We start from the raw sequence: 23359 nt of genomic DNA, 5'->3' as shown, positions 1-23359 counted from the left end.
CATGGCCCGCCCGTACACACTGTTCACCGGCCAGTGGGCCGACCTGCCGTTCGAGGAAGTCGCAAGGCTGGCCTCCGGCTGGGGCTACGACGGCCTGGAGATCGCCGTCTCCGGCGACCACCTTGACGCCTGGCGCTGGGACGAGCCGGGCTACGTCAAGGCCAAACTCGCCGTCCTGGAAAAGTACAACCTCAAAGTCTGGGCCATCTCCAACCACCTCAAGGGCCAGGCCGTTTGCGACGACCCCATCGACTTCCGCCACCAGGCAATCGTCGGCCCCAAGGTCTGGGGCAACGGCGACCCCGAAGGCGTCCGCCAGCGCGCCGCGGAGGAAATGCAGCACACCGCCCGGCTCGCCAAGGCCCTGGGCGTGGACACCGTCGTCGGGTTCACCGGCTCGTCCATCTGGCAGTACGTCGCGATGTTCCCGCCCGTCCCTGCGTCTGTGATCGACGCCGGCTACCAGGACTTCGCAGACCGCTGGAACCCCATCCTTGACGTCTTCGACGAGTGTGGCGTCCGGTTCGCCCACGAAGTCCACCCCTCCGAGATCGCCTACGACTACTGGACCACCGTGCGCACCCTCGAAGCGATCGGCCACCGCGAAGCCTTCGGGCTGAACTGGGACCCGTCCCACTTCATGTGGCAGGGCATCGACCCGGTGTCCTTCATCTGGGATTTCAAGGACCGGATCTACCACGTGGACTGCAAGGACACGAAGTTGCGGCCCACCGGCCGGAACACCGTTCTGGGCTCCCACCTGCCCTGGGGCGACCCGCGCCGCGGCTGGGACTTCGTCTCCGCCGGCCGCGGCGACGTGCCCTGGGAATCCTCCTTCCGCGCCCTGACCGCGATCGGCTACGACGGCCCCATCTCGGTCGAGTGGGAGGACGCCGGCATGGACCGCCTCCACGGGGCTCCAGAAGCCCTGGCCGCCCTCAAAAGATTCGACTTTCCGGCGTCGAGCAGCTCCTTCGACGCCGCGTTCAGCGCCGCGGACCCGGCCGAACGGCCGCAATAGTGGGCGCTCGCGTATTCCTGAACGGAACACAATCAGCCCTTGTCACAGTTAGCCCGGAGGACGCATCGATGGAGAACCACAACTCCCCGGCACCACCGCCGATCCTGGAGGTCCGTGGACTGACCAAGAGTTTTTTCGGCATTCCCGTCCTGGAAGACGCCCATCTCAGTCTTCACCGTGGCCAGGTGCACGGCCTCATGGGGGAAAACGGGGCCGGGAAGTCCACCCTGATGAAGGTTCTGGCCGGTGTGTACCAGCCCGACGCCGGAACCGTGCTCCTGGAGGGCCAGGAAGTCAGCTTCAGCCACCCCACCAAGGCCCACGAAGCCGGGCTGTCGTCGGTGTTCCAGGAATTCAACCTCCTGCCTGACCGGACAGTGGCCGAAAACATCTACCTGGGCCGGGAGCCGCGCCGGGGACTGCTGGTGAACAAGGCCCTGATGAATTCGAAAACGGCGGAGCTGCTTGAGTCCTTGGGCATCACCGAGATCCGGCCCACCACGCAAGTCAGGAGCCTGACTGTGGCCGAGCAGCAGGTCGTGGAGATCGCGAAAGCGGTCAGCTATGACGCCCGGATCATCTCCATGGATGAGCCCACAGCCGCCCTGGCCGGCGCCGAGGTTGAACTTCTCTACGGAATCGTGGCCCGTCTGCGTGAACGCGGAACGGCGATCCTTTACGTCTCCCACCGCCTTAGGGAAGTGTTCGACCTCTGCGACGTCATTACCGTCCTGAAGGACGGCAAGGTGGTGAGCACCCAGCCCGCGGCCGAACTCGACGACGCCCGGCTGGTCCGGTTGATGGTGGGCCGGCCAATCTCGGCTTACTTCCCGGACAAGCTGCCCCGGGAGCACGTGGAAGCCGCCGGCGTTGGGGAGGAGCCGATCCTCGAGTTGGCGGGTGTTGGCAACGGCCAGCTGGACGGGATAAACCTCAGCATCCGGCCCGGCGAGATTGTCGGCCTGGCGGGGCTCCAAGGGTCCGGCCGTACGGAATTGCTGCACGGCATCTTCGGCGCAGCACCCTTCACGCGCGGAACGATGAAATTGGCGGGCCGGGACTTGCTGCCCAAGTCGCCGCGCCAGGGCGTGCGGGCACGGATGGCCCTGATTACCGAGGACCGCAAAGCTGAGGGCCTGAGCCTGAACCAGTCCATCCTGGACAACGCCCTCAGCGTGATCCGGTCCGTTTTTCCGGGCCGCACCGGGTCCGTCAGGACGGAAATCCCGGGCGTGTTTTCCTCCCTCGAAGTGATCGCCCGTGACCTGGACCAGGAGGTGCAGTACCTGTCGGGCGGCAACCAGCAAAAAGTGGTCCTCGCCAAGTGGCTGGCGATCCGGCCCCGGCTCGTCCTGCTGGATGAACCCACCCGCGGCATCGACGTCGGGGCGAAAGTTGCCGTGTACCGGCTGATGCGGCAGCTCGCGGCGGAGGGGAAGGCCATCCTGATGGTGTCCAGCGAGCTCCCGGAGGTCATCGGCATGTCTGACCGGATCCTTGTCATGCGCGATGGCCGGCTGGCCGGTGAACTTCCCGCCGGAACGTCAGAAGAAGCCATCCTGCAGATGGGGACCGGCGCCAGGACGGCACCCGAAGGAGAGGCATGACACAGCGAGCGGGATTCTTCCAGAAACTGTCCTCCACCCAGATCGTCTACGTCGTCGCGCTGGTGACCCTCATCCTGGGCGCGGTGCTGGTGAACTCCGTGGGGCGGAATTTTTTCAGCGCGGGAAATATCTCCAGCATCCTGACCGGAACCAGCGTCCTGGGCTTCATCGCGATCGGTCAGACGCTGGTCATCCTGGCCGGCAGCCTGGATCTGTCGGTTCCCTATGTCACGAGCCTGGCCAGCCTTATCGCCGCGGGGGTGATGGCCAACAACCCCAACAACGTCCTGTCCGCAGTCCTGTTGACGCTGGGGGCAGCAGCCGTCATTGGCCTGGCGAACGGACTGATCGTCGCCCGCCTCCACGTGCACGGGTTTATCGCCACGCTCGGCGTGGGCCTGATAATCAGCGGCTTCCTCGCCACCAACTTCAAGGGCAGCTTCGGCCAGACACCGCTGGCGTTCCGCTTAGTGGGGGCCACGGGACTCGGCCCGGTTCCGATCTCGACGATCATCATGCTGGCCTGCGCGGGCCTGGCCGGGCTGCTCCTGCACCGCACACGCGTCGGGCACCATCTCTACGCTGTCGGCGGCGACATCGCCGTGGCTCGCACCTCGGGAATCCGCGTTGATGTGCCGGTCATTACTGCCCACGTCATCTGCTCGGTGCTGGCAGCCATGGCCGGGCTGCTGCTTGCCAGCAGGCTGGGCGTGGGCAGTCCCACTGTGGGTTCCCAGGGCGGCTACGATCTGCTCTCCATCGCCGCAGTCGTGCTCGGCGGCACGTTGCTCTCCGGGGGGAAGGGGACCATCGCGGGCACCCTCGGGGGCGTGCTGATCTTTGCCATGCTGGACAACATCATGTCCGTCATGCAGGTCAACCCGTTCCTGAAGGACGTGGTCAGGGGCGTCGTCATCGTCGCGGCCGTCGCCGTCTACGCCGGGCGCCGGATCGTGAGCAGACCGGAACGGTTCGCCTCGAAAGGGTCCGCGGAAACGCCCGCTGCCCGGCCTGTGTCCGTGGAGGGGCCATGAGTACGGCAGTGAACTCCGAGCGTGGCGCGGTTCTCAAGCAGAACCGTGCGAGCCGTTCCGAGCGGCTGCTGCGCGCCGTGCGCACCCCGGGCGGCGCCGTCTTCGTCCTGCTGATCGGCCTCCTGGCGGCCATCATTGTGCTCAATCCTTCTTTCGGCGAGCCGAGCTCCTTCATCCGGTTCATCGGCAGGACTGCCCCCATTGCCATCGCCGCCATCGGCCAGTACTTCGTCATTGTCGGCGGGGAATTCGACCTGTCGATGGGCTCGGTCGTGACCATGCAGGTCATCGTTGCCGGCAACCTGATCGGGCAGGACGATTCCAAGGTGATCCCCGTACTGGTCCTGATGATTGTGCTGGGCGCCTTCATCGGGCTGGTCAACGGACTCATCACCACCTTGCTGCAAGTCCCGAGTTTCATTGTCACGCTCGGCATGATGCTGGCGTTGCTCGGGCTGGTCCTCTATTGGACCGGCGGAGCGGCCCAGGGCAACCCTGCGGCCAGCTTCCGGCAGATCGGGCGCGGCGGTATCCAGGGCGTACCGGTCCTGGACATCATTCCTTACCCGGTCATTATCCTCACAGCGGTGGCCGTGGCGGCGTCCGTCCTGATGCGGCGCCCGTTCGGCCGCATGTTGATCGCGGTGGGCGACAATTCCGTTGCGGCCGCGCTCGCCGGCTCAAGCGTGTGGTGGGTGCGGACCCGGGCCTTCATAATGTCCTCGCTGTCGGCAACCGTGGCCGGAATCCTGCTCGTGGGTTACGCAGGCGTCCACCCGTCGGTGGGGCGCGGCTACGAGTTCACGGCCATCACCGCCGTCGTTCTTGGGGGCGTCGTGCTGGGCGGCGGGCGGGGCTGGGTCCTGTCCGCTGCGGCCGGGGCGTTCGCCCTCGAGTCGCTATTCACCCTCCTGAACTTCATGGGGGTCCAGGCGACCTGGCGGGACACGGTCCAAGGAGTCATCATCATCATCGCAGTGGCCGCAGCATCCAGATCATGGCAGCGCAAGCGCAAGGGGGCCAGTTCCGCTGCCCATGACGAACAGCACCAACTGGCCGCAGCACCCACGCCCGACAAGGGCACCGAACAAGGAGGAGAAAGAGTCTGATGCGCAAAAACCCTGTCCGCGTGATCGCCCTTGCCGCAGCATTGCCGCTGGCGGCCCTGACCGCGTGTACCACCACCGACCCGTCCGTCACCCAAACGACGGCGGCCGGCACCGGCTCCCCGGCAGCCAGCACTCCAGCGAGTAAAGATTGGTTTGACCAGTCTCTCTACGACACCCAGAACCAGCAGCGCTCTGCGACCTTTGAAGGGGACCCGGAGCAGCCGTACCTGCAGTACATCGCAGGCGCGATGACGGACACGTCCAAGTTCGCCGCCCAGGGAGCCCAGAAGGTGTGCTTTGCGAACGCCTCCATCTCCAACCCCTGGCGGCAAACGGGCTGGATCACCATGAATCAGCAGCTCAAGGCGCTCCAGGCCTCGGGGGTCATTTCCGAAATGGAAACCCGTGACGCCAAGGACAACGACAACACCCAGATCGCGGACATTGACTACTTCATCGCCGAAGGCAAATGCGGTGCGTTCGTCATTTCGCCCAACTCCACGGCGGCCCTCACCCAAGCTGTCGAGCGTGCCTGCCAGACGGGGAAACCCGTGGTGGTGTTCGACCGGGGCGTGGAGACCAAATGCGCCACTTCGTTCATCCACCCGATCGGCGGCTTCGCGTGGGGCATCGACACCGCCACCTTCCTCAGTGAGAAGCTGAAATCGGGCGACAAGGTGGTGGCCTTGCGTATCCTCCCGGGCGTGGACGTGCTGGAGCACCGCTGGGCGGCGGCCAAGAAGATCTTCGAGGAAAAGGGAATTCAGGCCAAGGACTACTTCACCGGCGCGGATCCCACGGAGATCAAAAAGATCATCTCCGATGAACTGGCCACGGGTGACGTCAAGGGTGTCTGGATGGACGCCGGCGACGGTGCAGTGTCTGCCCTCGAGGCCTTCGAGGACGCCGGCAAGGCCCTGCCTGTAATGACCGGCGAGGACGAGATGAGCTTCCTGACCAAGTGGAAGCAGACCGGGATCACCGCCATGGCCCCGGTCTATTCCAACTTCCAGTGGCGGACCCCGCTGCTGGCCCTGGAAAAGATCTTCAAGGGCGAGCAGGTTCCGACCGAATGGGTCCTCCCGCAGAAGCCCATCCTGGCCGACGAACTGGACGACTGGCTGCAGCGCAACGAGGGCATGCCAAGCGGGCACTACGCCAAGTTCGGCGGCGAGGACCTGGACGGCTACCCCGAGGTCTGGCAACAGCGGCAGATGCCCTGACCGGGACTGGCGGTCCCGCGGGGTTTCCGCGGGACCGCCACAGCCTGGAATCGGCAGCAGGACATGTAGATGGGAGAAGGCAGCATTGGCGCGTCCAACAGGAATCAGCACGTGGGTCTGGGAATCCCCCTTGACCGACGCCAACCTCCCCGGGCTGCTGGCGAAAATCGCCGGCCTGGGTTTTGACGCCGTCGAACTACCGCTGGAAAACGCGGGCGACTTCTCTTCCGGCACCGCACTCAAATCCCTTGCGGATACCGGCCTGAAGCCTTACGTAGTGGGAGCCATGGCGCCGGGGCGGGACCTGGTGGCCGCGGATCAAGCCGCCGTGGAAAGGACCCAGGCCTACCTGGGCGACTGCATCACGATGGCCAGCAGCATCGGTTCGCCGACGGTGTGCGGACCCTTCTACGCCCAAACCGGCAGGGTCTGGCGGATGTCGCGGGACCAGCGGCGGGACGCCTACGCCGAGCTGCGCCGAAACCTCCAACCGGTCGCGGCCCGCGCCCAGGAGTCAGGGGTGGTGCTGGGCATCGAACCCCTGAACAGGTACGAAACGTCGCTGATCAACACAGTGGAGCAGGCGCTTGAGGCGCTGGAGCCCCTGCTCGGGAACGGCGTCGGCCTCGCGCTGGACACCTACCACCTTCACATCGAGGAGCGCTCCGTGGCTGCGGCCGTCCGGGCTGCCGGGGAACATCTGGTGCACGTGCAGGTCTGCGGAAACGACCGCGGCGCCCCCGGCGGGGACCAGACGGACTGGGAAGGCCTCCTGCAGGTCCTCGATGAGGTGGGCTACACGGGACCACTCAACATCGAGAGTTTCACCGTCGAAAATGCCGCCATTGCCGTCGCGGCGTCGATCTGGCGTCCGCTGGCCCCGAGCCAGGATCAGCTGGCTGAAAACGGACTGGCCTTCCTCCGCAGCCTGTGCCGCGACAATGGAGTATGACCCACGTAATCCGCAGAGCAACAACGGACGACGCCGGCCGGCTGGCCGGGCTCGCCGCCGTCACCTTCCCGCTGGCCTGCCCGCCCAGCTCGACGGCGGCGGACATCGCCGCGCACCTCGCTGCCACCCTCAGCGAGGACAACTTCCGCGCCTACCTGGCCGATCCGGACATCACCATCCTCGTGATCGACGCCGACGGCGAGCTCCGCGGCTACAGCCTCCTCGCCGCCCGGCCCGCCGGGGACCCGGACGTGGCCGCCGCCCTGACCATCCTGCCTTCAACCGAGCTGAGCAAGTGCTACGTCCACCCGGACCACCACGGGCTGGGCGCCGCCGCCGAACTGATGCACGCCAGTATCGTCGAAGCCGCGGGGGCGGGTGCCCGCGGTCTCTGGCTCGGCGTGAACGAGCTGAACGCCCGCGCCATCCGCTTCTACGAAAAGTCCGGCTTCCGCAAGGTCGGCACCAAATCGTTCAGGCTCGGCAGCACCGTAGAACACGACTTCGTGCTGGAGCGCCCGGCCACGCCGTGACCAAGCCGACAGGTCGTCCGGGAATGGCGCCGCACCCGGCGGGGTTGACGCCAGCATGAAGATTGAGATCTGGTCCGACGTGGCCTGCCCCTGGTGCTACATCGGCAAGCGCCGCTTTGAATCCGCCCTCGCTGCCTTCCCGCACCGGGATTCCGTCGAGGTGCAGTGGCGCAGCTACCAGCTGGATCCGTCGCTGCCGGAGCACTACGACGGCACCGAACTGGACTACCTGAGCACCCGCAAGGGCATGGCCCCGGCCCAGGTCGCCGGAATGTTTGCGCACGTGGCGGAGCAGGCCAGGGGCGAGGGGCTCAACTACCGCTTCGACGACGTCGTCGTGGCCAACAGCTTCACCGCCCACCGGCTCATCCACCTCGCCGCGGCCCACGGGAAACAGGACGCCGCGAAGGAACGCCTGCTCAGCGACCACTTCGAGAACGGTAAGGACATCGGCAGCCGGGAGTACCTCACCTCCCTTGGCCTGGACCTCGGGATCGGCGCCGTCGAACTGGACGAACTGTTCACCACCGACAAGTACGCCGACGACGTCCGGCTGGACTTCGAGGAGGGCCAGGCCCTTGGCATCAACGGTGTCCCGTTCTTCGTGATCGACCGGAAGTTCGGGCTCTCCGGCGCCCAGCCGGCCGAGACCTTCACCGCGGCCCTCGAGCAGGCGTGGCAGGAAGGCCAGCCGCTGGTGATGGTGGGAGCCTCCGACGGCGGCGAAGCCGGTACCGCGCCTGCCGCCACCGGCGAATCCTGCGGTCCGGACGGCTGCGCCGTCTGAGGCCCCCGCCGACGTCGGACTCGCCGAAAGCGTCCGGGGTCGCCGGAAGTTTCCGGCGACCGGGCCGGTTTCCGGCGAACCCACGCCCTGGCCGCCGTCGCAGCCGATTTTGCTGACAGATCGCGCTAAAGTGTCTGTATGCCCAGGATTTCGGCCGCGAGCAACGCCGCCCAACGCGCCGAGACCCAGCACCGCATCCTGACGGCCTTCGGCGAGCTCCTCTTCACCCATGGGCTGCCGGGGCTGACCATGACCGACGTCGCCCGTCACGCACGGATCGGCCGCACCGCGGTCTACAACTACTACGCGGACATCGAAGAGCTCCTGATCGCCTACGCGCTGGACGAGACCGAGCGGTTCCTGGTTGACCTGCGGGAATCGCTGGACTCGCTGGAGAACCCGGTGGACCGCCTGGCCCTGTACGTGCGGGCCCAGGTCGAGGACCTCAGCCGGCGCCACCTGCCGCCAGGACCCGCCATGGGCGCCGTGCTGTCCCCGGCGTCGTTCGCGAAGCTTGCGGACCACGTCGGGGAACTCAGTGTGCTCCTGCAGGGCATCCTGCGGGACGGCGTCGCCCAGGGTTTCCTGCCGGAGGCGGACATTGCCCAGCTCGCGCAGCTCATCCATGGAACCCTGTCCTCCAGCGCCGCCCGTGGTGACGGTGCGGGCCAGGACGCGGAGGCGGAAGCCCGGCTGGCCCGCACCGTGCAGTTCGTCCAGCTCGGCGCCGGGGCCCGGTTCGACGACGACGGCCGTCCCCTCCGCCTGCACTCCTGACGCCGCGTGGGCCCGGAGTGCCGGGTGGACAAAGCTAGCTGCCGGGAGCCGGCGTCGCCGTCGGCAGTACGGGCCACTCCGATTCGTCCACGATCCGCCGGTCCTCGCGCGGGCAGGTGAGTTGGCCCGGCGTCTGGTCGACCAGTTCCGGCTTGGCCAATTCCTTGAAGTCTCCGGTGAGGATGACGTCCACGCTCGGGTCCGTCCGGGCGTCCTGGAAGTAGTCCGAGCCGGGCAGGTTGCGCTGGACACTGAACGCCGCAGACTGGCCTGCGGCGCCGGAAACAATCAACGCCACTCCCCGGTAGCTGGACGTCGTGTTGGCGACGTTCCCGACCATGAATTTGCGGGCCGCGAATTCGTCGGCCACGGACCGGGCCAGGCCCGGACGGGACGTCGAGTTGAACACGTTGAGATTAACCTTCTCCGGCGGGGTGTAGTCATACATCGCCTCCGGGCAGACGGACGCGGCAGCCTGGCTGCGCTCCGCCGTCGGGATCTTGATCTGGCCGTTCATGATTGCTATCGCAACCACAATTCCGGCGGCAACCAGCCCGAGCAGCAGCACCAGGACCACGCCGTGCAGGATACGCCTCCGCATTCTGAAAGGGTTGACGCGCAGTTCGTCATCCTCCACGAAGGTGGCGCGCAAATCCGCGCCGGAAATGACCTGGTGCCCGTGCAGGACGGTGACGTCCTTCGGCTTCCTAGCCATTTATCACCAGCACGCGCGCGTGGATCGCCGTGCGCTGGTGCAACGCGGTGCGGACAGCCCGGTGCAGTCCGTCCTCCAGGTACAGGACGCCGCGGTACTCCACGACGTGGGGGAACAGATCGCCGAAGAACGTCGAGTCCTCCGCCAGCAACGCCTCAAGGTCCAGGGTGCGCTTGGTGGTCACCAGTTCGTCCAGCCGGACCGGCCGCGGCGGCAGGGCCGCCCAGTCCTTGGGCGTGCTGTAACCATGGTCGGGGTACGGGCGTCCCTCGCCCACGGCTTTGAATATCACCCTGCAAGCCTAAGTAACTTGGACTGCCAAAGGAATCCGCGACTCCCCGCGTCGGGAGGTTGTAGCCAAACGGTAACCATTTGTCACACCGTCCTGCCCTTGCTGTCACAGTCAAGACCTTGCCGGCGGCACGGTCCACAACACATGCAAAGACGCCCGCCGGCTGGGAGAATGGAGCCATGACACCTCCCGAGACCCCAGCTTCCCACTCGCCGTCGGCCCCGCCCCTGGCACTGCTGCTCGACGTCGACGGTCCCGTGGCGAGTCCCGTCACCCGCGCGGTACAGCCCGCGATCATCGCGGACCTCCTGGCGCTGGCCGCTGCGGGAATCCCGGTCATTTTCAACACCGGCCGTTCCGCCGCGTTCATCCGCGAGCAGGTGATGGAGCCGATGATGGCCGCCGGGATGCCGGAAGACATCCTCATCCACGCCATCTGCGAGAAGGGCGCGGTCTGGTTCAGCTACACCTCCGCCGGCCCCGGCGCAGTCCACGTCGATCACGACCTAGCCATCCCGCGGGCGTTCGGCGACGACGTCCGCCGGCTCGTGGCCGAGGACTACGCCAGCCACATGTTCTTTGACGAGACCAAGCTGGCGATGGTCTCCGTGGAGCAGCACATCTCGGTCGAGAACTCCGACTACCGGGACGAGCAGCAGCTGTTCGACGCCGATGCCATGGAACTGATGGGCCGGCATGGCCTTGGAGTGGTGCGGCTGGACCACCATGCCCCCGATTCCGATGACCGGATCGACTACCGCGTGGATCCGACCATCATCTCCACCGACATCGAATCGGTCCGGCTCGGCAAGGACCTCGGCGCGAGCCGGGCTGTGGAACTGCTGGCGGCCCAGGGCGTCACCCCGCAGGCCTGGCGCACCGTGGGCGACTCCCGCACCGACTACGCCATGGCCGACTGGCTGCACCACAACGACCACCCGGTGAAACACGTCGACGTCCGTCCTGCCGACGGCGTCCCGGTGAAACCATACGAGGTGCTCACCGCGGCAGATCTGGGGCTGGGTGAGGACATCATCCACGACGACGCCGGGGCGGCCTTCCTGCGCGGCTGGCGCACTGCCCTCGCCGGCTGAACCGGCGGGCGGAACCACCCTGCGAACGCAGGGTGGCAGGGCAGGACGAAGGGCCGTTGCGGCCCACACCGGCGGCGTTTCAACCGCGGATTCTCACGGCGATTTTGGAGCGGGCGATATCATGCAAGCAGGGACACATCCACGCAAAGAATCACGGAGAAGCGACATTACAGACTCATTGGTCCAGGACGAGATCTACTACGGCAGCCAGGCATCGGTAGAAGCCCACGATGAGGTCACCTCCGCGGCCGCCGTCGCGAGGTTCCGGACCCGCCAGGACGTTGTGCGCCGGCGCGGCCGGTACGGCCTGATCAATGAGAACCGTACGCCGTACCAGGCCATGGTCGAGGACCTGATGTTCATCCGAGCACTGCTTGATGGCGCCGGCCTCGACTATCTCCTGGTCCGCGGGAACAACCACCGGCCGGTCATTGCCGTGGACTGGAAGGACCGGAAGGAACTCCGCGATGCGCTCGTGGCGGCCTGCCACGACGAGCCTTTCTACTCGATGAGCGTCGACGCGAAAAAGAAGTCCTCGGTGCTGGTGGCCGACGGGGAGCTTTCCCCCAACCGGCAGTCCCGGATCTTCCGGCTGTACCGCCCCCGGGTCGAACCGGAAGGCGGCTTTGAGTTCGGCGCCTCAGCCGGCGTGCAGCTGGAACTGTGGAGTTTCGAAGGCGACCAGCTGATCCTCCCGATCGAGAACTCGCTGACCCGCCGCACGCTCCTGGCCCAGGACGCCGTCCGCGGAACCGTGGAACGCTACGGCAGCACCTGGCCCACCATCGAGAACATGTTCGCGGACCACGCCAGTGACATCAGCTTCGATGTTGATCTCGTGTTCTCCTGGGTCGATGGCAGCTCCCCGGAATACATTGCGGCCCGCCGCGCGCGGATGGCCGGCGTCGTCGTGGGTGAAGGCGACGACCACGAAGCCCGGTTCCGGCAGATCGACGAGCTCAAGTACGCGCTGCGCTCGGTGTACATGTTCGCGCCCTGGATCCGCCGGATCTTCATCGCCACCGACTCCCCCACCCCCTCCTGGCTGGCCGACCACCCGGGCGTCACGATAGTCCGCAGCGAGGAGTTCTTCGCGGACCCCTCCGTGCTGCCCACCCACAACTCGCAGGCCGTGGAGTGCCAGCTCCACCACATCGACGGCCTGTCCGAGCACTTCCTGTACTCGAACGACGACATGTTCTTCGGCCGCGCGGTCGGACCGGACATGTTCTTCACCCCCGGCGGCATCACGAAGTTCATCGAGGCGGAAACCCGGATCGGGCTCGGCGACAACGACGCCGAGCGCAGCGGTTTCGAGAATGCAGCCCGGGTGAACCGCAAACTGCTGTGGAACCGCTTCGGCCGGATCACCACCCGGCACTTGGAACACACGGCCGCCCCGCTGCGCCGCAGCGTCGTGGCCAAGATGGAGCAGGAGTTCCCGGCGGAGTTCGCCAAGACGGCAGCCAGCACGTTCCGCGCGGCGGACAACATCTCGGTGACCAACTCGTTCTACCACTACTACGCGCTGCTGACCGGCCGGGCCGTCACCCAGACGGCGGCCAAGGTGCGTTATGTGGACACCACCGCCAGGGCAGGGCTCAACTACCTGCCCAAACTGCTCGCCAAGCGGAACATGGACTTCTTCTGCCTCAATGACGGCAGCTTCCCCGAGGTCGCGGCCGAGGAAAGGGCCGAGATCGTGACGGACTTCCTGGAGAAGTATTACCCGATCAAGGCGCCCTGGGAAAAGTAGCCTGACAGAGGCAGCCGCCAGCAGCCGGCGGTCAGTTGCTGGCGGTCAGCCGGCGGTTGCCCGGGGTCCTGGCCGGGTCCTCGAGCTTCGCCTTGGAAGGGATCCGGATTCCTGCCGCCGAGATCCTCCGCTGCGTCTCCGCTGCGGTGACGAGCTCGCCGACCGCCGGGGTGTCGCCGAGGAGAACCACGGAATGCACAACCGTGTGCTCGTAGACATGCACGAGGTTGAACGCCTGGCCGCCGTCGCGTCCGCGGGTTCCGCCTACCTCTACGTTAAGGTCCTGCGTGTAACAGGTGGCTGACGCGACGGAGACCGGGATCCCGGCGAAGGTCGCCGTCGTCGAGTAGTGCAGGTGGCCTCCCAGGATGGCCCGGACGTCGGAGTTCCGCAGGACTCCGGCCAGTGCCGACTGGTTTCGCAGCTCCACCAAGACGGCGAGGTCAAGGACCGAGGGTACCGGCGGGTGGTGCAGGGCAAGGATCGTTCCGTCCGGCGCGGGGGTGGCGAGTTCGGCCCCAAGCCACTCCAGCTGTTCAGGGCTCAGCTCGCCGTGGTGGAAGCCCGGGACAGAGGTGTCGAGGGTGATGATCCGCAGCCCGTTGATGAAGTACGTATGGTCCACGGGGGCATCGTCGGCCGGCAGATCCAGCAGGCCGGTGCGGAAGTTCTCCCGGTTGTCGTGGTTTCCCATCGCCCAGATGACCTTCGCGCCCAGCGCCTGGCAGGCGGGCTCCACGATGGCCCGCAGCTTCGCGTAGGCCTCGGGTTCCCCCCGGTCGGCGAGATCGCCGGTGAAGATCACAGCTTCGGGGCGCGCGCCGGAAGCCAGCACTTCGTCGAAGAGTTGTTGGAGCAGGGCGTCGCTGTCGACCACACCATGCAGCGGTGCCGTACCTCCCAGCAGATGGGGGTCACTCAGATGGAGTAGAAAATGACGTGGCCGGGGGTGCTCGGCCTCGATGGGCTCCATTGCTACCTTCCTGGTTGGGTGGGGGCGGTAGCCCCCTGCTTCCCTCTCAGTAATATCTATCCAATCAGACATTCGGCCAACAATGTGCAAACTCCAGTAGGCATGTTTGAAAAAACGGCAACAACGAGTAATCCGGCGGACACATACCTGCCTCGGTATGTGTCCGCCGGAAACTCCTTACTCAGGTACTTGGCGGCTAGTTCAGGTAGCCGTTCGGGTTCAGCACGTACTTCGTGGCCGCGCCGGCGTCGAATTCCGCGTAACCCTTCGGCGCATCCTCCAGCGTGATCGCCTTGGCGTTGACGTTCTTGGCGATGTGGACCTTGTCATGCAGGATGGCCATCATCAGCTGGCGGTTGTACTTCATCACCGGACACTGGCCGGTGGTGAAGCTCAGCGACTTGGCCCAGCCGGTGCCCAGGCTGAGTGAGAGGGCGCCCTTCTTGGCCGCCTCATCGATGCCGCCTGGATCCCCGGTGACGTAGAGCCCGGGGATGCCGAGCGCTCCGCCGGCCGCCGTGATCTCCATCAGCGAGTTGAGCACCGTTGCCGGAGCTTCCTTGGCGTCGTGGCCATGTCCCCTGGCTTCGAATCCGACGGCGTCGACGCCGCAGTCGACTTCCGGAACGCCCAGGATCTGCTCGATCTGCTCGGCGGGCCCGCCCTGGGAAAGGTCGATGGTTTCGCAGCCGAAGCTCCGCGCCTGCTTCAGCCGGTCCGCATTCATGTCGCCGACAATCACGACGGCGGCGCCCAGCAGCTGGGCACTGGTCGCCGCGGCCAGCCCGACCGGGCCGGCTCCCGCGATGTACACGGTGGAGCCGACTCCGATGCCGGCAGTGACGGCGCCGTGGAAGCCGGTCGGAAAGATATCTGACAGCATCGTCAGGTCCATCATCTTCTCGAGGGCCTGGTCCTTGTCCGGGAACTTCAGCAGGTTCCAGTCCGCGTATGGCACCAGGACGTAGTTGGCCTGGCCGCCGACCCACCCGCCCATGTCCACATATCCGTAGGCCGCACCGGGGCGGGCCGGGTTGACGTTCAGGCAAATGCCGGTCTTGCGCTCCTTGCAGTTCCGGCAGCGTCCGCAGGCGATGTTGAAGGGGACGGAACAGATGTCCCCCACCTTGATGAACTCGACGTCCGGCCCGACCTCCACCACTTCACCGGTGATTTCGTGACCGAGCACCAAGTCAGAAGGCGCGGTGGTGCGGCCACGGACCATGTGCTGGTCCGAGCCGCAGATGTTCGTGGCGACGGTTTTGAGGATCACTCCATGGCGCACCGGGCGCCCTACGTTCGCGGGGTTGACCCCCGGGCCGTCTTTAAGTTCGAAGGTGGGGTAGTCAATGTCGATCAGTTCGACCTTGCCCGGCCCCTTGTAGGCAACGGCTTTGTTCCCTGTCATCACTTTCCTCCTGGTTACACGGACCCCCAATAAGAGTGTCCAGTTGTGATTTCCGAAGCGTGCTGATGTACCTTCCCCGGGCGTTCGGCGGCAGTCCGGCCGGCGCGCTGACGCGCGTCGGGGACGTGGGCGTGCCCCATTTACTTGGAAGGTCCGGCCAGTCTAGGCGGGAAGCATGCTTAGGGATAGGGGCCCTTGTCCCCTTGCGGTCTGGGAGTCGGCTCTCAGCTGAGAGCCGACTCAACCGCCTCAATGACGTCCGGCGCGTCCGGCTCCACCGTCGGGGCGAAACGGGCCACTACGACGCCGTCGCGGTTCACGAGGAACTTCTCAAAGTTCCATTTCACCAATCCCGGCAGGACGCCGTTCCTGAATTTGGTGAGCTCGGCGTAGAGCGGGTGCTGCTTCCTGCCGCGGACATTCGCCTTGGTGGTAAGCGGGAAAGTGACGCCGAAGTTCCGTTCGCAGAATTCGGCGATCTCGGAGTCCGCGGCAGGCTCCTGGCCTGCGAACTGGTTGCACGGGACGCCGAGGACCTGGAAGCCCTGATCGCGGAATTTGTTGTGCAGGGCCTCAAGTCCTGCGTACTGCGGAGTGAACCCGCACTGGGACGCGACGTTCACCACCAGCACCACTTCGCCCTTGAAGCGGCCAAAGTCGGTGTCCGTTCCATCTATCAAAGTGAGCGGAATGCTGTGGAGAGAGGTCATGGGCGGGTTCCTCGCGAAGTCGGAGTGAAGATCATGTTCCGGACGGTGTCCGGGGTTAATTTCGATAGTCATTCGATACCAACGCGCGAGTGTATGGGTTTATGCCTGCTACGGTCCGGGTGTCAACGACGGGTCAATGGGCGCCGACGGTTCAGTGGACTGGGTGGGCGGTGCAGGTGCCGACGTGGGCACCGGCGGTGGCGGCGGTGGCGGCGCAGGTATCACGACGGGCGGAGGTGGCGGCGGAGGTATCACGACGGGCGGAGGCGGCGCGGGAATAACGACGGGCGGAGGCGGCGCAGGTATCACAACGGGCGGAGGTGGCGGCGGAGGCGCAGGATCGCCGGTGGGTGCCAACGTGGGCGGTGGCAGCACAGGTTCCTCAACGGGAGGCGGCGGCACGGGTTCCACAACGGACGGGGGCGGCACTGGCGGCGTGGTGGGCTCCGGGGACAGAGTCGGCGTCGGGGTTTCCGCGGGCGGCGGCGTTGTAGTGCCGGGCGGCGGCGTTGTAGTGCCGGGCGGCGGCGTTGTAGTGCCGGGCGGCGGGGGGTTGCTTGCGGAGGGGGTGTCACTCGGAAAATGGAAATCTCCCGGCGCTGTGGTTCCCCCTGGGGATCCGCTCGGCGGCTGGCTGGGTTCAGGCGTGGGCGTGTCCGATCGGGTCTTCGTCGGTGACAGGGCGTCCCCGGTCGGCGAAGTGGGCGCGGCCGCAGGCGAAGACGGCGTGCCAGACCACGCCGAGGCGGGCGATTCGTTGGCTCCGCCGGCCACCACGTGCGTCCTGTCTTCGGACACCGGAATGGCCCAGCCGAGGGACGTGTTGGACGGCTTGCCGGCGTCGGGGGCGTAGCTGATCATGTCGATGGTGCCCAGCTGGTCAGTCTGTGTGATCGGCAACAGCGTCCAGTCGTGGGGGTTCTTGTGGGAACCGTTCAGGATGGTCTCAAAATGCAGGTGGCAGCCGGTGGACGATCCCGTGGTCCCCACCCGGGCAATGACCTCGCCCACCCGAACCGAGTCCCCCTTCTGGACGGCGATCGCTTCCAGGTGATTGTAAGTGGTGATGAGCCCGTTGCCGTGGTCGATTTCTACGCGGTTTCCGCCACCCCACGGGTGCCAGCCGACTGCGCGCACAACTCCGGAGTCTGCTGAATATACCCGGGTGCCACAGGCCGCGGCGTAGTCCTGCCCCCAGTGAAATTCACCCGATGACCCTGTGATTGGGCTGGTCCGCAGCCCGAACGGCGAGGACTCGAAAAGCGATTCTAGGGGCGCCATAAGAAAGCCCTCTGCCGGCCGCCTCAGCCCGGCGGACGCTACGTTGAGTTCACCTGGAACGCCGTCTTTGGAGGTCGTCACGACCGTGGACCGGGTGTAGGCCACGAGCGCCAGGGCGTCTGCCGTGAAAGTTGACGGGGCCACGGCCTCAGCGCCCGGGCCGGTGGGAGCGCCGGTGGTTCCCGGGTCCAGGACGCCGGGTCCCACAACGCCGGAGGCCAGCGCCGGGGTCGGCGTAACCGCGGCTCCGGTGCCGGACAGGCCCTGGACTCCAAAGGTCAGGACCGCCAGCGAAAGGCAGAAACCCCCGGACAAACAGCGCACAGCAACGATGCGCGCTCTGACTGCCTGCTCACTCGATGAGTTTCCCCAGTGTTTTCCCACGACGTGACTCCTGCATTCTGTCCGCCAGTCCCCCTTTTCGCGGACTCACGTTCCTATGGGACCACAATCGGGTGGCACTGGGAACCGTAAAAGCTACCCCTTTCAAACACAAGTGGCGGCCCAGTAGCACTAGGTATCGTGGCAAGTACTGGGCATGGCAGCCGTGGGCGAGAATGGAGTATGCGCAACGTCCTTAGGGAATGGCAGGCCGAACTCAAGCAGACGTTTACCGGGACCCGGGACGCCGTGCCGGAGTGGGTGCCGCGGCTGGCGGAAGGCGACGATCCTGGTTTCCACCGGCCAGGTTCCGCGGTCTGGGCCGTGCATGGGGACATGCCGACGATTGTGGCGGGCATTCGGGCCCTGCTGATGCAGGCGCTCCATCCCGGCGCGCTGGCCGGCGTCCATGACCACTCCCGATTCCGCGAGGATCCGCTGGGCCGGCTTGCGGGAACCATCCGCTGGATCTTCACGGTGTCCTATGGCTCAACCGCCGCGGCCCGGGCAGCCTCCGACTGGGTGCTCCGGCTGCACGAATCGGTGCGCGGGGACTATGTGGACGGGCACGGGATTCCCCGGAGCTACATGGCGAATGATCCGGAACTGCTCCGCTGGGTCCATATCGCATTCACCGACGCGTTCCTCTCGGCGCACAAGATCTGGGGCCGGACGATCCCGGGCGGCCCCGATGCCTACGTGCGCGAGTGGGCGCAAGCCGGCGAATTGATGGGTGTGGAGTCCCCGCCGCGCAGCGAGGAGGCCATGCGCCGTCAGCTGGACCACTGGTACGACGCCGGTGAGCTCCGTTCCGACGCAAGAGTCGCCGAGACGGTGGCGTTCATCCGTAATCCGCCGCTCCACCCCGCGCTGAGGCCGGGCTACCGGGTACTGTTCGCGGCGGCCGTGTTGAGCCTCGAGCCCAAATACCGCGAGCTGCTGGGCCTCCGGACCGCGCGGCTGGGCCCGCTCCCCTTGCCTGTGCGCCTGGCCACCAGGGTGACACTCGGCGTCGTTCATCTTGCACTGGGCCGGATGGGACCGAGCGAGCAGGCTGCCCGGGCCCGGCTCCGCAGGCTGGGCTACCAGGCCTGAGGACTGAACGGTCCCGGTCCGGGGTCGGGCCGGGGTCGGGGAGGGGAGTCCCGGGAACTGCTAGGGGATGCAAAAAGGCCCCGGTCCAAGGGACCGGGGCCAACCGCGGAGAATGGGGGATTTGAACCCCCGAGGGCGTTAACCCAACACGCGTTCCAGGCGTGCGCCATAGGCCGCTAGGCGAATTCTCCAGTAGCTTCTGAATCAAAAGCAGATACTAGACTACCTGAACTTCCCGGCATCGCCCAATTGACCCTCGGCCCCCGCACCAACGGGACATGCCCCGCCCCAGCCGCGACCGACGGACATACTCCTGCCATGCCCACTCCCGGCAGCCAAAAATGGGCATGTCCGCCGGGATTTCCCGGGCCAAAAGTGCACGATTCGGGGCACACTCGATCGTCGGGTAAACTTGCTGACGGCCCCTCATGTGGCGTCATCCTGTTGAACTCCCCCAGGACCGGAAGGTAGCAAGGGTAAATGGGCTCTGGCGGGTGCATGAGGGGTCTTTTATGTCTGTGCCGATTGGTAGGGTTTAGCTGTGACTGTTACTACCGCTCTTTACCGTAGATACCGCCCCGATTCGTTCGCGGACGTTATCGGGCAGGAACACGTCACCGAGCCGTTGATGACGGCCCTGCGCAAGAACCGCGTGAACCACGCCTACCTCTTTTCGGGCCCGCGCGGTTGCGGAAAAACCACATCGGCCCGCATCCTCGCCCGCTGCCTGAACTGCGCCGAAGGCCCCACGGACACACCCTGCGGCAAGTGCCCCAGCTGCGTCGAGCTCGCCCGCGGCGGCTCCGGATCCCTGGACGTCATCGAAATCGACGCCGCCAGCCACGGCGGCGTGGACGACGCCCGCGACCTCCGCGAACGCGCCACCTACGCCCCCGTCCGGGACCGCTACAAAATCTTCATCATTGACGAGGCCCACATGGTCACGTCCGCCGGCTTCAACGCCCTGCTCAAGATCGTCGAAGAACCGCCGGAACACATCAAATTCATCTTCGCCACCACGGAGCCGGACAAGGTCATCGGAACCATCCGCTCCCGCACGCACCACTACCCGTTCCGGCTGGTGCCGCCCGAGCCGCTCATGGCTTACCTTGAGCTGCTCTGCACGCAGGAGAACGTCCCCGTCGCGCCCGGCGTGCTCTCGCTCGTCATCCGCGCCGGCGGCGGTTCCGTCCGTGACTCGCTCTCCGTACTGGACCAGCTCATGGCCGGCGCCGGACCAAACGGCCTGGACTACGAGCTCGCCGTCGCCCTGCTGGGCTACACCCATGCCTCCCTCCTCGACGACGTCGTGGAGGCCGTGGCTGCCTCCGACGCCGCCACCGTGTTCCGCGCAGTGGACCGCGTCATCCAGACCGGACATGATCCCCGCCGTTTCGTGGAGGACCTGCTCGAGCGCTTCCGGGACCTCATCATCGTCCAGGCCATGCCGGAAAGCGCCCAGTCGATCCTCCGCGGCATGCCCGCAGACCAGATCGCGCGCATGCAAAACCAGGCCCACAACCTCGGCGCGGCCGAGCTGTCCCGGGCAGCGGATGTCACCAACACCGCCCTGACCGAGATGACCGGCGCCACTTCCCCTCGGCTGCACCTCGAGCTGCTGTGTGCCCGCATCCTGCTGCCGTCCTCCGAGCAGACTGAGCGCGGAATTGCCGCCCGCATCGACCGCGTGGAACGGCGCCTGAATTACGCCGGGAACGACGTCGGGGCTCCCGCGGCTCCGACGGCTCCGGTCCCGGCGGCGGCAGCCCCGGCGGCTCCGGTTCCGGCAGCGGCAGCTCCGACGGCCGCAACTCCGGCGGCTTCGGTTCCGGCAGCGGCAGCCCCGGCGGCCGCCACCCCTGACTTGGCACCTGAGCGCAACGCCGAACCGGCCCGGGAAACGCTCACCCCGCCGCGTGTCAGCACCGGCGACTGGCCCGTCGATGAGTCCGCCGCAGCCAACCGCGCGGCTTCCGGGCGGCCCACAGCTCCCCAAGCTTCCGCGCCCGCTCCGCCGGCTCCGGCACCCGTTGCGTCACCCGCTCCGGCTCCCTCCGGCACGGCCCCGGCGGCACCTGCCCCGTCCGCGCCCGCCCCGTCCGCGCCCGCTCCGTCCGCGCCCGCTCCGTCCGCACTGGCACCTGCAGCACCGGTCCAGAACCAGCCGGCCCCTTCCGCTCCTGCGGCAGCGCCCGCCGCGGTGTCCGGTTCCGGATCCGGTCCCGACGTCGAGGTCCTCCGCCGTGCCTGGCCGGAGATCCTGCAGACGCTGACCAAGATCAAGCGGAGCACCTGGGCCCTCGTCGAACCGAATGCCCAGGTGGGCCACTTCGAGGACCACGTCCTGACGCTTGCCTTCACCACCTCCGGGCTGGCCGGGGCGTTCGGCCGGGCGGACCACTCCGAGAACCTGCGGCAGGCGATCCACAAGACCATCGGCATCGAATGCCAGATCACCGCAGTGGCCACTGGAAGCAACAGCGCAGCGAGCTCTGAGCCAAACCCAAAAGCACCCGTTAGCCGGGACGTCCCGGCCACGTCCACCGACGCTGACTGGGGTCTGCCCCCGGCGGACGTCGCGGTTCCATCCGTCCCGGTTCAAGCCGCCCCGTCGCACACCGAGGCACCGCAGTCGGGCCCTGCCGCCCAGCCGCCGTCGGCGCCCGCCGCCCAGCCCCCGTCGGCGCCCGCCGCCCAGCCCCCGTCGGCTCCGGCTGCAGCGACCATTGCCGTCACTCCGGCACCTCCAACTGCAGCGACCTCCCCGGTTGCCCAGGCTCCCGCATCTCCGGTGGCTCCGCCCCGGGCACCAGCTACCCAGGCGCCGTCCCCCGCTCCGGGGACTGTTGCCCCTGCGGAAACCCCCGCGCCCGCTCCGGCAAACGAACCGCAGGGCGCGTCGTCTGAGGCCGCCGGATCCTACGCCTACCCGGACGATGACTGGGGCCCGCCGCGCGACGAGGACGCACCGCCACTGGACGAGGAGCCGCCCATGGACTGGGACCCGTCGGCGCCCGCCGTGGTGCGGTCCGTCCAGCCGGCCGCCGCGCCCGCGACCGTCGGAGAGAAGAAGGCCACGCCGGCCCGCTCACGTGCCGCGTCCAAGCCGGCCCCTGCCAGTGGTCCTGCCCCCCAGACGCCGGATACCGCCGACGACCCGTGGGCCCGCGCCGTTGAGGAGGCCCCAGGGATCTGGGCTGTCGGCACGGATTCCAATATCGGGAGCCACCGGCCGGACGAGCCTGTGGCGCCCGAGCCCACCCCTGAGCCGGAACCGCCGCACTACGAACCCGCGGCGGCCCAGGTCCCGCACTACGCCGCAGCAGTGTCGGCGTCCGCTGCTTATGAGCCAGTGGAGACGTCGTCGAACGGCTGGGGAGACTCCGTCGAGTTGGTGCCGGCCGGCGCTGCAGTAGCTTCTGCCTCGGCAAGCGCTTCGCTCGCCACAGCAGCACACTCACCCATTACGGCCCCTGCACCCCCGGCTGAACCAACCACGACGGGCCGGCAAAGCCTCTACCAGCGGCTGTCCAACAGCCCCGAAGCCGAGGCCGGACGCGCCAAGGCTCCAGCCCGCGCCGCGGCCGCCACCGCCACCTACGTCCAGGACATCCCGAGCGCGGACGACGAAACGATCGAGGAATCGGGCGTCTTCGGACGGGCCGCCGTCGAACGTATTCTGGGCGGAAAGCTCGTGGAAGAGCGCTCACTGGACGGAAGCCCGCTGCCGCCGCGCTTCTAGCCACCCCGCCGAACTTCGGCCCGCCATCACCCCCAACGAACGAGGACATTGTGTACGAAGGTGCAGTTCAAGAGCTGATCGACGAGCTCGGACGCCTTCCCGGAGTCGGACCCAAGTCCGCCCAGCGGCTGGCCTTCCACATCCTTGAGGCCGACCCGCAGGACATGAAACGTCTCGTGGACGCCATCACCACGGTCAAGGAACGGGTCAAATTCTGCACGGTGTGCGGCAACGTGACGGAGCAGGAACTCTGCAATATCTGCCGCGACCCGCGCCGGGACCCCTCGATCATCTGCGTCGTCGAGGAATCCAAGGACGTCCTCGCCGTCGAACGCACCCGCTCCTTCCGCGGCCGGTACCATGTGCTGGGCGGGGCCATTAACCCCATCGCCGGCATCGGGCCCGAGCAGCTGCGGATCCGAGAACTGCTCACCCGGCTCAACGACGGCGCCATCCAGGAAATCATCATCGCGACGGACCCCAACCTTGAAGGCGAGGCTACAGCGACCTACCTGGCGCGCATGCTGAAGTCGATCGGCATCGCCGTCACCCGGCTGGCATCGGGCCTGCCCGTGGGAGGAGACCTCGAGTACGCCGACGAGGTCACCCTGGGCCGCGCCTTCGAAGGCCGCCGCAACGCCCTGAGCTGAGCGGGGACCCCGGATCACATCGGTGACATCCACCGCCCCGACGCAACCAAGCCGTGGACATGCCCAGCTCCTGCGCCCAGGGATGGACATAGTGCCGATATGTCCATCCGCCAGCCCTGCCGGAGGGCATGTGCGGACCGGTCGGAGCGCATGTCCGGTCGTGGGCCGCGACGGAGGGCATGTCCCGTGGAGCCGGAGCCCAGGTGTCTGGCATGCGGT

At 66.9% G+C, this 23359-nt stretch carries 20 protein-coding genes, 1 tRNA gene and 1 other RNA gene; 15 read left to right on the top strand and 7 right to left on the bottom strand.

Features of this window, described 5'->3' with window-relative positions; all coding sequences use genetic code 11:
- The first annotated feature begins 1 nt into the window (after nucleotide 1).
- From AC1DC5_RS17620 to AC1DC5_RS17580, 9 genes are all read left to right on the top strand, one after another.
- Complete coding sequence (locus AC1DC5_RS17620; protein WP_441405674.1) at nucleotides 2–1021, top strand: sugar phosphate isomerase/epimerase family protein; 1020 nt, start codon at nucleotides 2–4, stop codon at nucleotides 1019–1021.
- 68 nt (nucleotides 1022–1089) lie between these two features.
- Nucleotides 1090–2628, top strand: coding sequence for a sugar ABC transporter ATP-binding protein (locus AC1DC5_RS17615; RefSeq protein WP_441405675.1), 1539 nt, complete (start codon nucleotides 1090–1092; stop codon nucleotides 2626–2628).
- Complete coding sequence (locus AC1DC5_RS17610; RefSeq protein WP_441405676.1) at nucleotides 2625–3662, top strand: ABC transporter permease; 1038 nt, start codon at nucleotides 2625–2627, stop codon at nucleotides 3660–3662. The genes AC1DC5_RS17615 and AC1DC5_RS17610 overlap by 4 nt, the downstream gene beginning before the upstream one ends.
- Complete coding sequence (locus AC1DC5_RS17605; protein WP_441405677.1) at nucleotides 3659–4771, top strand: ABC transporter permease; 1113 nt, start codon at nucleotides 3659–3661, stop codon at nucleotides 4769–4771. The genes AC1DC5_RS17610 and AC1DC5_RS17605 overlap by 4 nt, the downstream gene beginning before the upstream one ends.
- Complete coding sequence (locus AC1DC5_RS17600; protein ID WP_441405678.1) at nucleotides 4771–5994, top strand: substrate-binding domain-containing protein; 1224 nt, start codon at nucleotides 4771–4773, stop codon at nucleotides 5992–5994. The genes AC1DC5_RS17605 and AC1DC5_RS17600 overlap by 1 nt, the downstream gene beginning before the upstream one ends.
- A 130-nt stretch (nucleotides 5995–6124) precedes the next feature.
- Complete coding sequence (locus tag AC1DC5_RS17595) at nucleotides 6125–6946, top strand: sugar phosphate isomerase/epimerase family protein (RefSeq protein WP_476866003.1); 822 nt, start codon at nucleotides 6125–6127, stop codon at nucleotides 6944–6946.
- The gene (locus AC1DC5_RS17590) at nucleotides 6943–7479 is read left to right on the top strand and encodes an N-acetyltransferase family protein (protein ID WP_476866002.1); all 537 of its coding nucleotides are present in this window, start codon (nucleotides 6943–6945) and stop codon (nucleotides 7477–7479) included. Before AC1DC5_RS17595 ends, AC1DC5_RS17590 begins: the two co-directional genes overlap by 4 nt.
- Before the next feature lie 55 nt (nucleotides 7480–7534).
- Entirely contained in the window at nucleotides 7535–8266 is a 732-nt protein-coding gene (locus tag AC1DC5_RS17585; RefSeq protein ID WP_441405681.1) for a DsbA family oxidoreductase, read from the top strand.
- 138 nt (nucleotides 8267–8404) lie between these two features.
- Nucleotides 8405–9043: a TetR/AcrR family transcriptional regulator gene (locus AC1DC5_RS17580; RefSeq protein ID WP_441405682.1), complete on the top strand. Its 639-nt coding sequence runs from the start codon at nucleotides 8405–8407 to the stop codon at nucleotides 9041–9043.
- A gap of 34 nt (nucleotides 9044–9077) precedes the next feature.
- On the opposite strand, the gene AC1DC5_RS17575 is transcribed toward AC1DC5_RS17580, so the two are convergent.
- Both AC1DC5_RS17575 and AC1DC5_RS17570 read right to left on the bottom strand, forming a co-directional pair.
- Nucleotides 9078–9758 carry a LytR C-terminal domain-containing protein gene (locus tag AC1DC5_RS17575; RefSeq protein WP_441405683.1) on the bottom strand — a complete coding sequence of 227 codons (681 nt, stop codon included), beginning with the start codon at nucleotides 9756–9758 and terminating at the stop codon, nucleotides 9078–9080.
- A complete protein-coding gene (locus AC1DC5_RS17570) occupies nucleotides 9751–10050 on the bottom strand; it encodes a type II toxin-antitoxin system VapB family antitoxin (protein WP_354350719.1) in 300 nt (99 codons plus the stop codon). Before AC1DC5_RS17570 ends, AC1DC5_RS17575 begins: the two co-directional genes overlap by 8 nt.
- 179 nt (nucleotides 10051–10229) lie before the next feature.
- On the opposite strand from AC1DC5_RS17570, the gene AC1DC5_RS17565 reads away from it, so the two are divergent.
- A complete protein-coding gene (locus AC1DC5_RS17565; RefSeq protein WP_441405684.1) occupies nucleotides 10230–11144 on the top strand; it encodes a hypothetical protein in 915 nt (304 codons plus the stop codon).
- A gap of 121 nt (nucleotides 11145–11265) precedes the next feature.
- Nucleotides 11266–12900 carry a stealth family protein gene (locus tag AC1DC5_RS17560; RefSeq protein WP_441405685.1) on the top strand — a complete coding sequence of 545 codons (1635 nt, stop codon included), beginning with the start codon at nucleotides 11266–11268 and terminating at the stop codon, nucleotides 12898–12900.
- A 31-nt stretch (nucleotides 12901–12931) separates the two neighbouring features.
- Here the strand turns inward: AC1DC5_RS17560 and AC1DC5_RS17555 are convergent, their stop codons facing one another.
- The 4 genes from AC1DC5_RS17555 to AC1DC5_RS17540 all read right to left on the bottom strand — a co-directional run bounded on the left by AC1DC5_RS17555 (nucleotide 12932) and on the right by AC1DC5_RS17540 (nucleotide 17272).
- Nucleotides 12932–13873: a phosphodiesterase gene (locus tag AC1DC5_RS17555; RefSeq protein ID WP_441405686.1), complete on the bottom strand. Its 942-nt coding sequence runs from the start codon at nucleotides 13871–13873 to the stop codon at nucleotides 12932–12934.
- A 196-nt stretch (nucleotides 13874–14069) separates the two neighbouring features.
- Nucleotides 14070–15281, bottom strand: a complete 1212-nt coding sequence (gene fdhA / locus AC1DC5_RS17550) for a formaldehyde dehydrogenase, glutathione-independent (RefSeq protein WP_476866001.1) — start codon at nucleotides 15279–15281, stop codon at nucleotides 14070–14072.
- A gap of 224 nt (nucleotides 15282–15505) precedes the next feature.
- Nucleotides 15506–15991, bottom strand: a complete 486-nt coding sequence (locus AC1DC5_RS17545; protein WP_441405688.1) for a glutathione peroxidase — start codon at nucleotides 15989–15991, stop codon at nucleotides 15506–15508.
- Between the two features lie 108 nt (nucleotides 15992–16099).
- Entirely contained in the window at nucleotides 16100–17272 is a 1173-nt protein-coding gene (locus tag AC1DC5_RS17540; RefSeq protein ID WP_476866021.1) for a M23 family metallopeptidase, read from the bottom strand.
- Nucleotides 17273–17836: 564 nt separating this feature from the next.
- Here AC1DC5_RS17540 and AC1DC5_RS17535 point away from each other — a divergent pair.
- A complete protein-coding gene (locus AC1DC5_RS17535) occupies nucleotides 17837–18748 on the top strand; it encodes an oxygenase MpaB family protein (protein WP_441405689.1) in 912 nt (303 codons plus the stop codon).
- 106 nt (nucleotides 18749–18854) lie between these two features.
- Here the strand turns inward: AC1DC5_RS17535 and AC1DC5_RS17530 are convergent.
- Nucleotides 18855–18939 (bottom strand) — tRNA-Ser (locus AC1DC5_RS17530).
- A gap of 226 nt (nucleotides 18940–19165) precedes the next feature.
- On the opposite strand from AC1DC5_RS17530, the gene ffs reads away from it, so the two are divergent.
- The 3 genes from ffs to recR all read left to right on the top strand — a co-directional run bounded on the left by ffs (nucleotide 19166) and on the right by recR (nucleotide 23140).
- An RNA gene (ffs, locus tag AC1DC5_RS17525) (signal recognition particle sRNA small type) lies at nucleotides 19166–19262 on the top strand.
- 27 nt (nucleotides 19263–19289) lie between these two features.
- Complete coding sequence (locus tag AC1DC5_RS17520; RefSeq protein WP_476866000.1) at nucleotides 19290–22490, top strand: DNA polymerase III subunit gamma and tau; 3201 nt, start codon at nucleotides 19290–19292, stop codon at nucleotides 22488–22490.
- Nucleotides 22491–22540: 50 nt separating this feature from the next.
- Nucleotides 22541–23140: a recombination mediator RecR gene (gene recR, locus AC1DC5_RS17515; RefSeq protein ID WP_069950546.1), complete on the top strand. Its 600-nt coding sequence runs from the start codon at nucleotides 22541–22543 to the stop codon at nucleotides 23138–23140.
- Nucleotides 23141–23359 lie beyond the last annotated feature (219 nt).

The organism is Arthrobacter sp. 10L424, assembly GCF_056395325.1.
The sequence above is the reverse complement of the archived record's forward strand: the minus strand, read 5'-3'. Positions and strand labels throughout refer to the sequence as shown.

Excerpts from the sequence above, each read along its gene's own strand:
- AC1DC5_RS17620 (WP_441405674.1), top strand. The coding sequence starts at position 2 with ATGGCCCGCCCGTACACACTGTTCACCGGCCAGTGGGCCGACCTGCCG.
- AC1DC5_RS17615 (WP_441405675.1), top strand. The coding sequence starts at position 1,090 with ATGGAGAACCACAACTCCCCGGCACCACCGCCGATCCTGGAGGTCCGT.
- AC1DC5_RS17610 (WP_441405676.1), top strand. The coding sequence starts at position 2,625 with ATGACACAGCGAGCGGGATTCTTCCAGAAACTGTCCTCCACCCAGATC.
- AC1DC5_RS17605 (WP_441405677.1), top strand. The coding sequence starts at position 3,659 with ATGAGTACGGCAGTGAACTCCGAGCGTGGCGCGGTTCTCAAGCAGAAC.
- AC1DC5_RS17600 (WP_441405678.1), top strand. The coding sequence starts at position 4,771 with ATGCGCAAAAACCCTGTCCGCGTGATCGCCCTTGCCGCAGCATTGCCG.
- AC1DC5_RS17590 (WP_476866002.1), top strand. The coding sequence starts at position 6,943 with ATGACCCACGTAATCCGCAGAGCAACAACGGACGACGCCGGCCGGCTG.
- AC1DC5_RS17585 (WP_441405681.1), top strand. The coding sequence starts at position 7,535 with ATGAAGATTGAGATCTGGTCCGACGTGGCCTGCCCCTGGTGCTACATC.
- AC1DC5_RS17580 (WP_441405682.1), top strand. The coding sequence starts at position 8,405 with ATGCCCAGGATTTCGGCCGCGAGCAACGCCGCCCAACGCGCCGAGACC.
- AC1DC5_RS17575 (WP_441405683.1), bottom strand. The coding sequence starts at position 9,758 with ATGGCTAGGAAGCCGAAGGACGTCACCGTCCTGCACGGGCACCAGGTC.
- AC1DC5_RS17565 (WP_441405684.1), top strand. The coding sequence starts at position 10,230 with ATGACACCTCCCGAGACCCCAGCTTCCCACTCGCCGTCGGCCCCGCCC.
- AC1DC5_RS17560 (WP_441405685.1), top strand. The coding sequence starts at position 11,266 with ATGCAAGCAGGGACACATCCACGCAAAGAATCACGGAGAAGCGACATT.
- AC1DC5_RS17555 (WP_441405686.1), bottom strand. The coding sequence starts at position 13,873 with ATGGAGCCCATCGAGGCCGAGCACCCCCGGCCACGTCATTTTCTACTC.
- fdhA (WP_476866001.1), bottom strand. The coding sequence starts at position 15,281 with ATGACAGGGAACAAAGCCGTTGCCTACAAGGGGCCGGGCAAGGTCGAA.
- AC1DC5_RS17545 (WP_441405688.1), bottom strand. The coding sequence starts at position 15,991 with ATGACCTCTCTCCACAGCATTCCGCTCACTTTGATAGATGGAACGGAC.
- AC1DC5_RS17540 (WP_476866021.1), bottom strand. The coding sequence starts at position 17,272 with ATGGCGCCCCTAGAATCGCTTTTCGAGTCCTCGCCGTTCGGGCTGCGG.
- AC1DC5_RS17535 (WP_441405689.1), top strand. The coding sequence starts at position 17,837 with ATGCGCAACGTCCTTAGGGAATGGCAGGCCGAACTCAAGCAGACGTTT.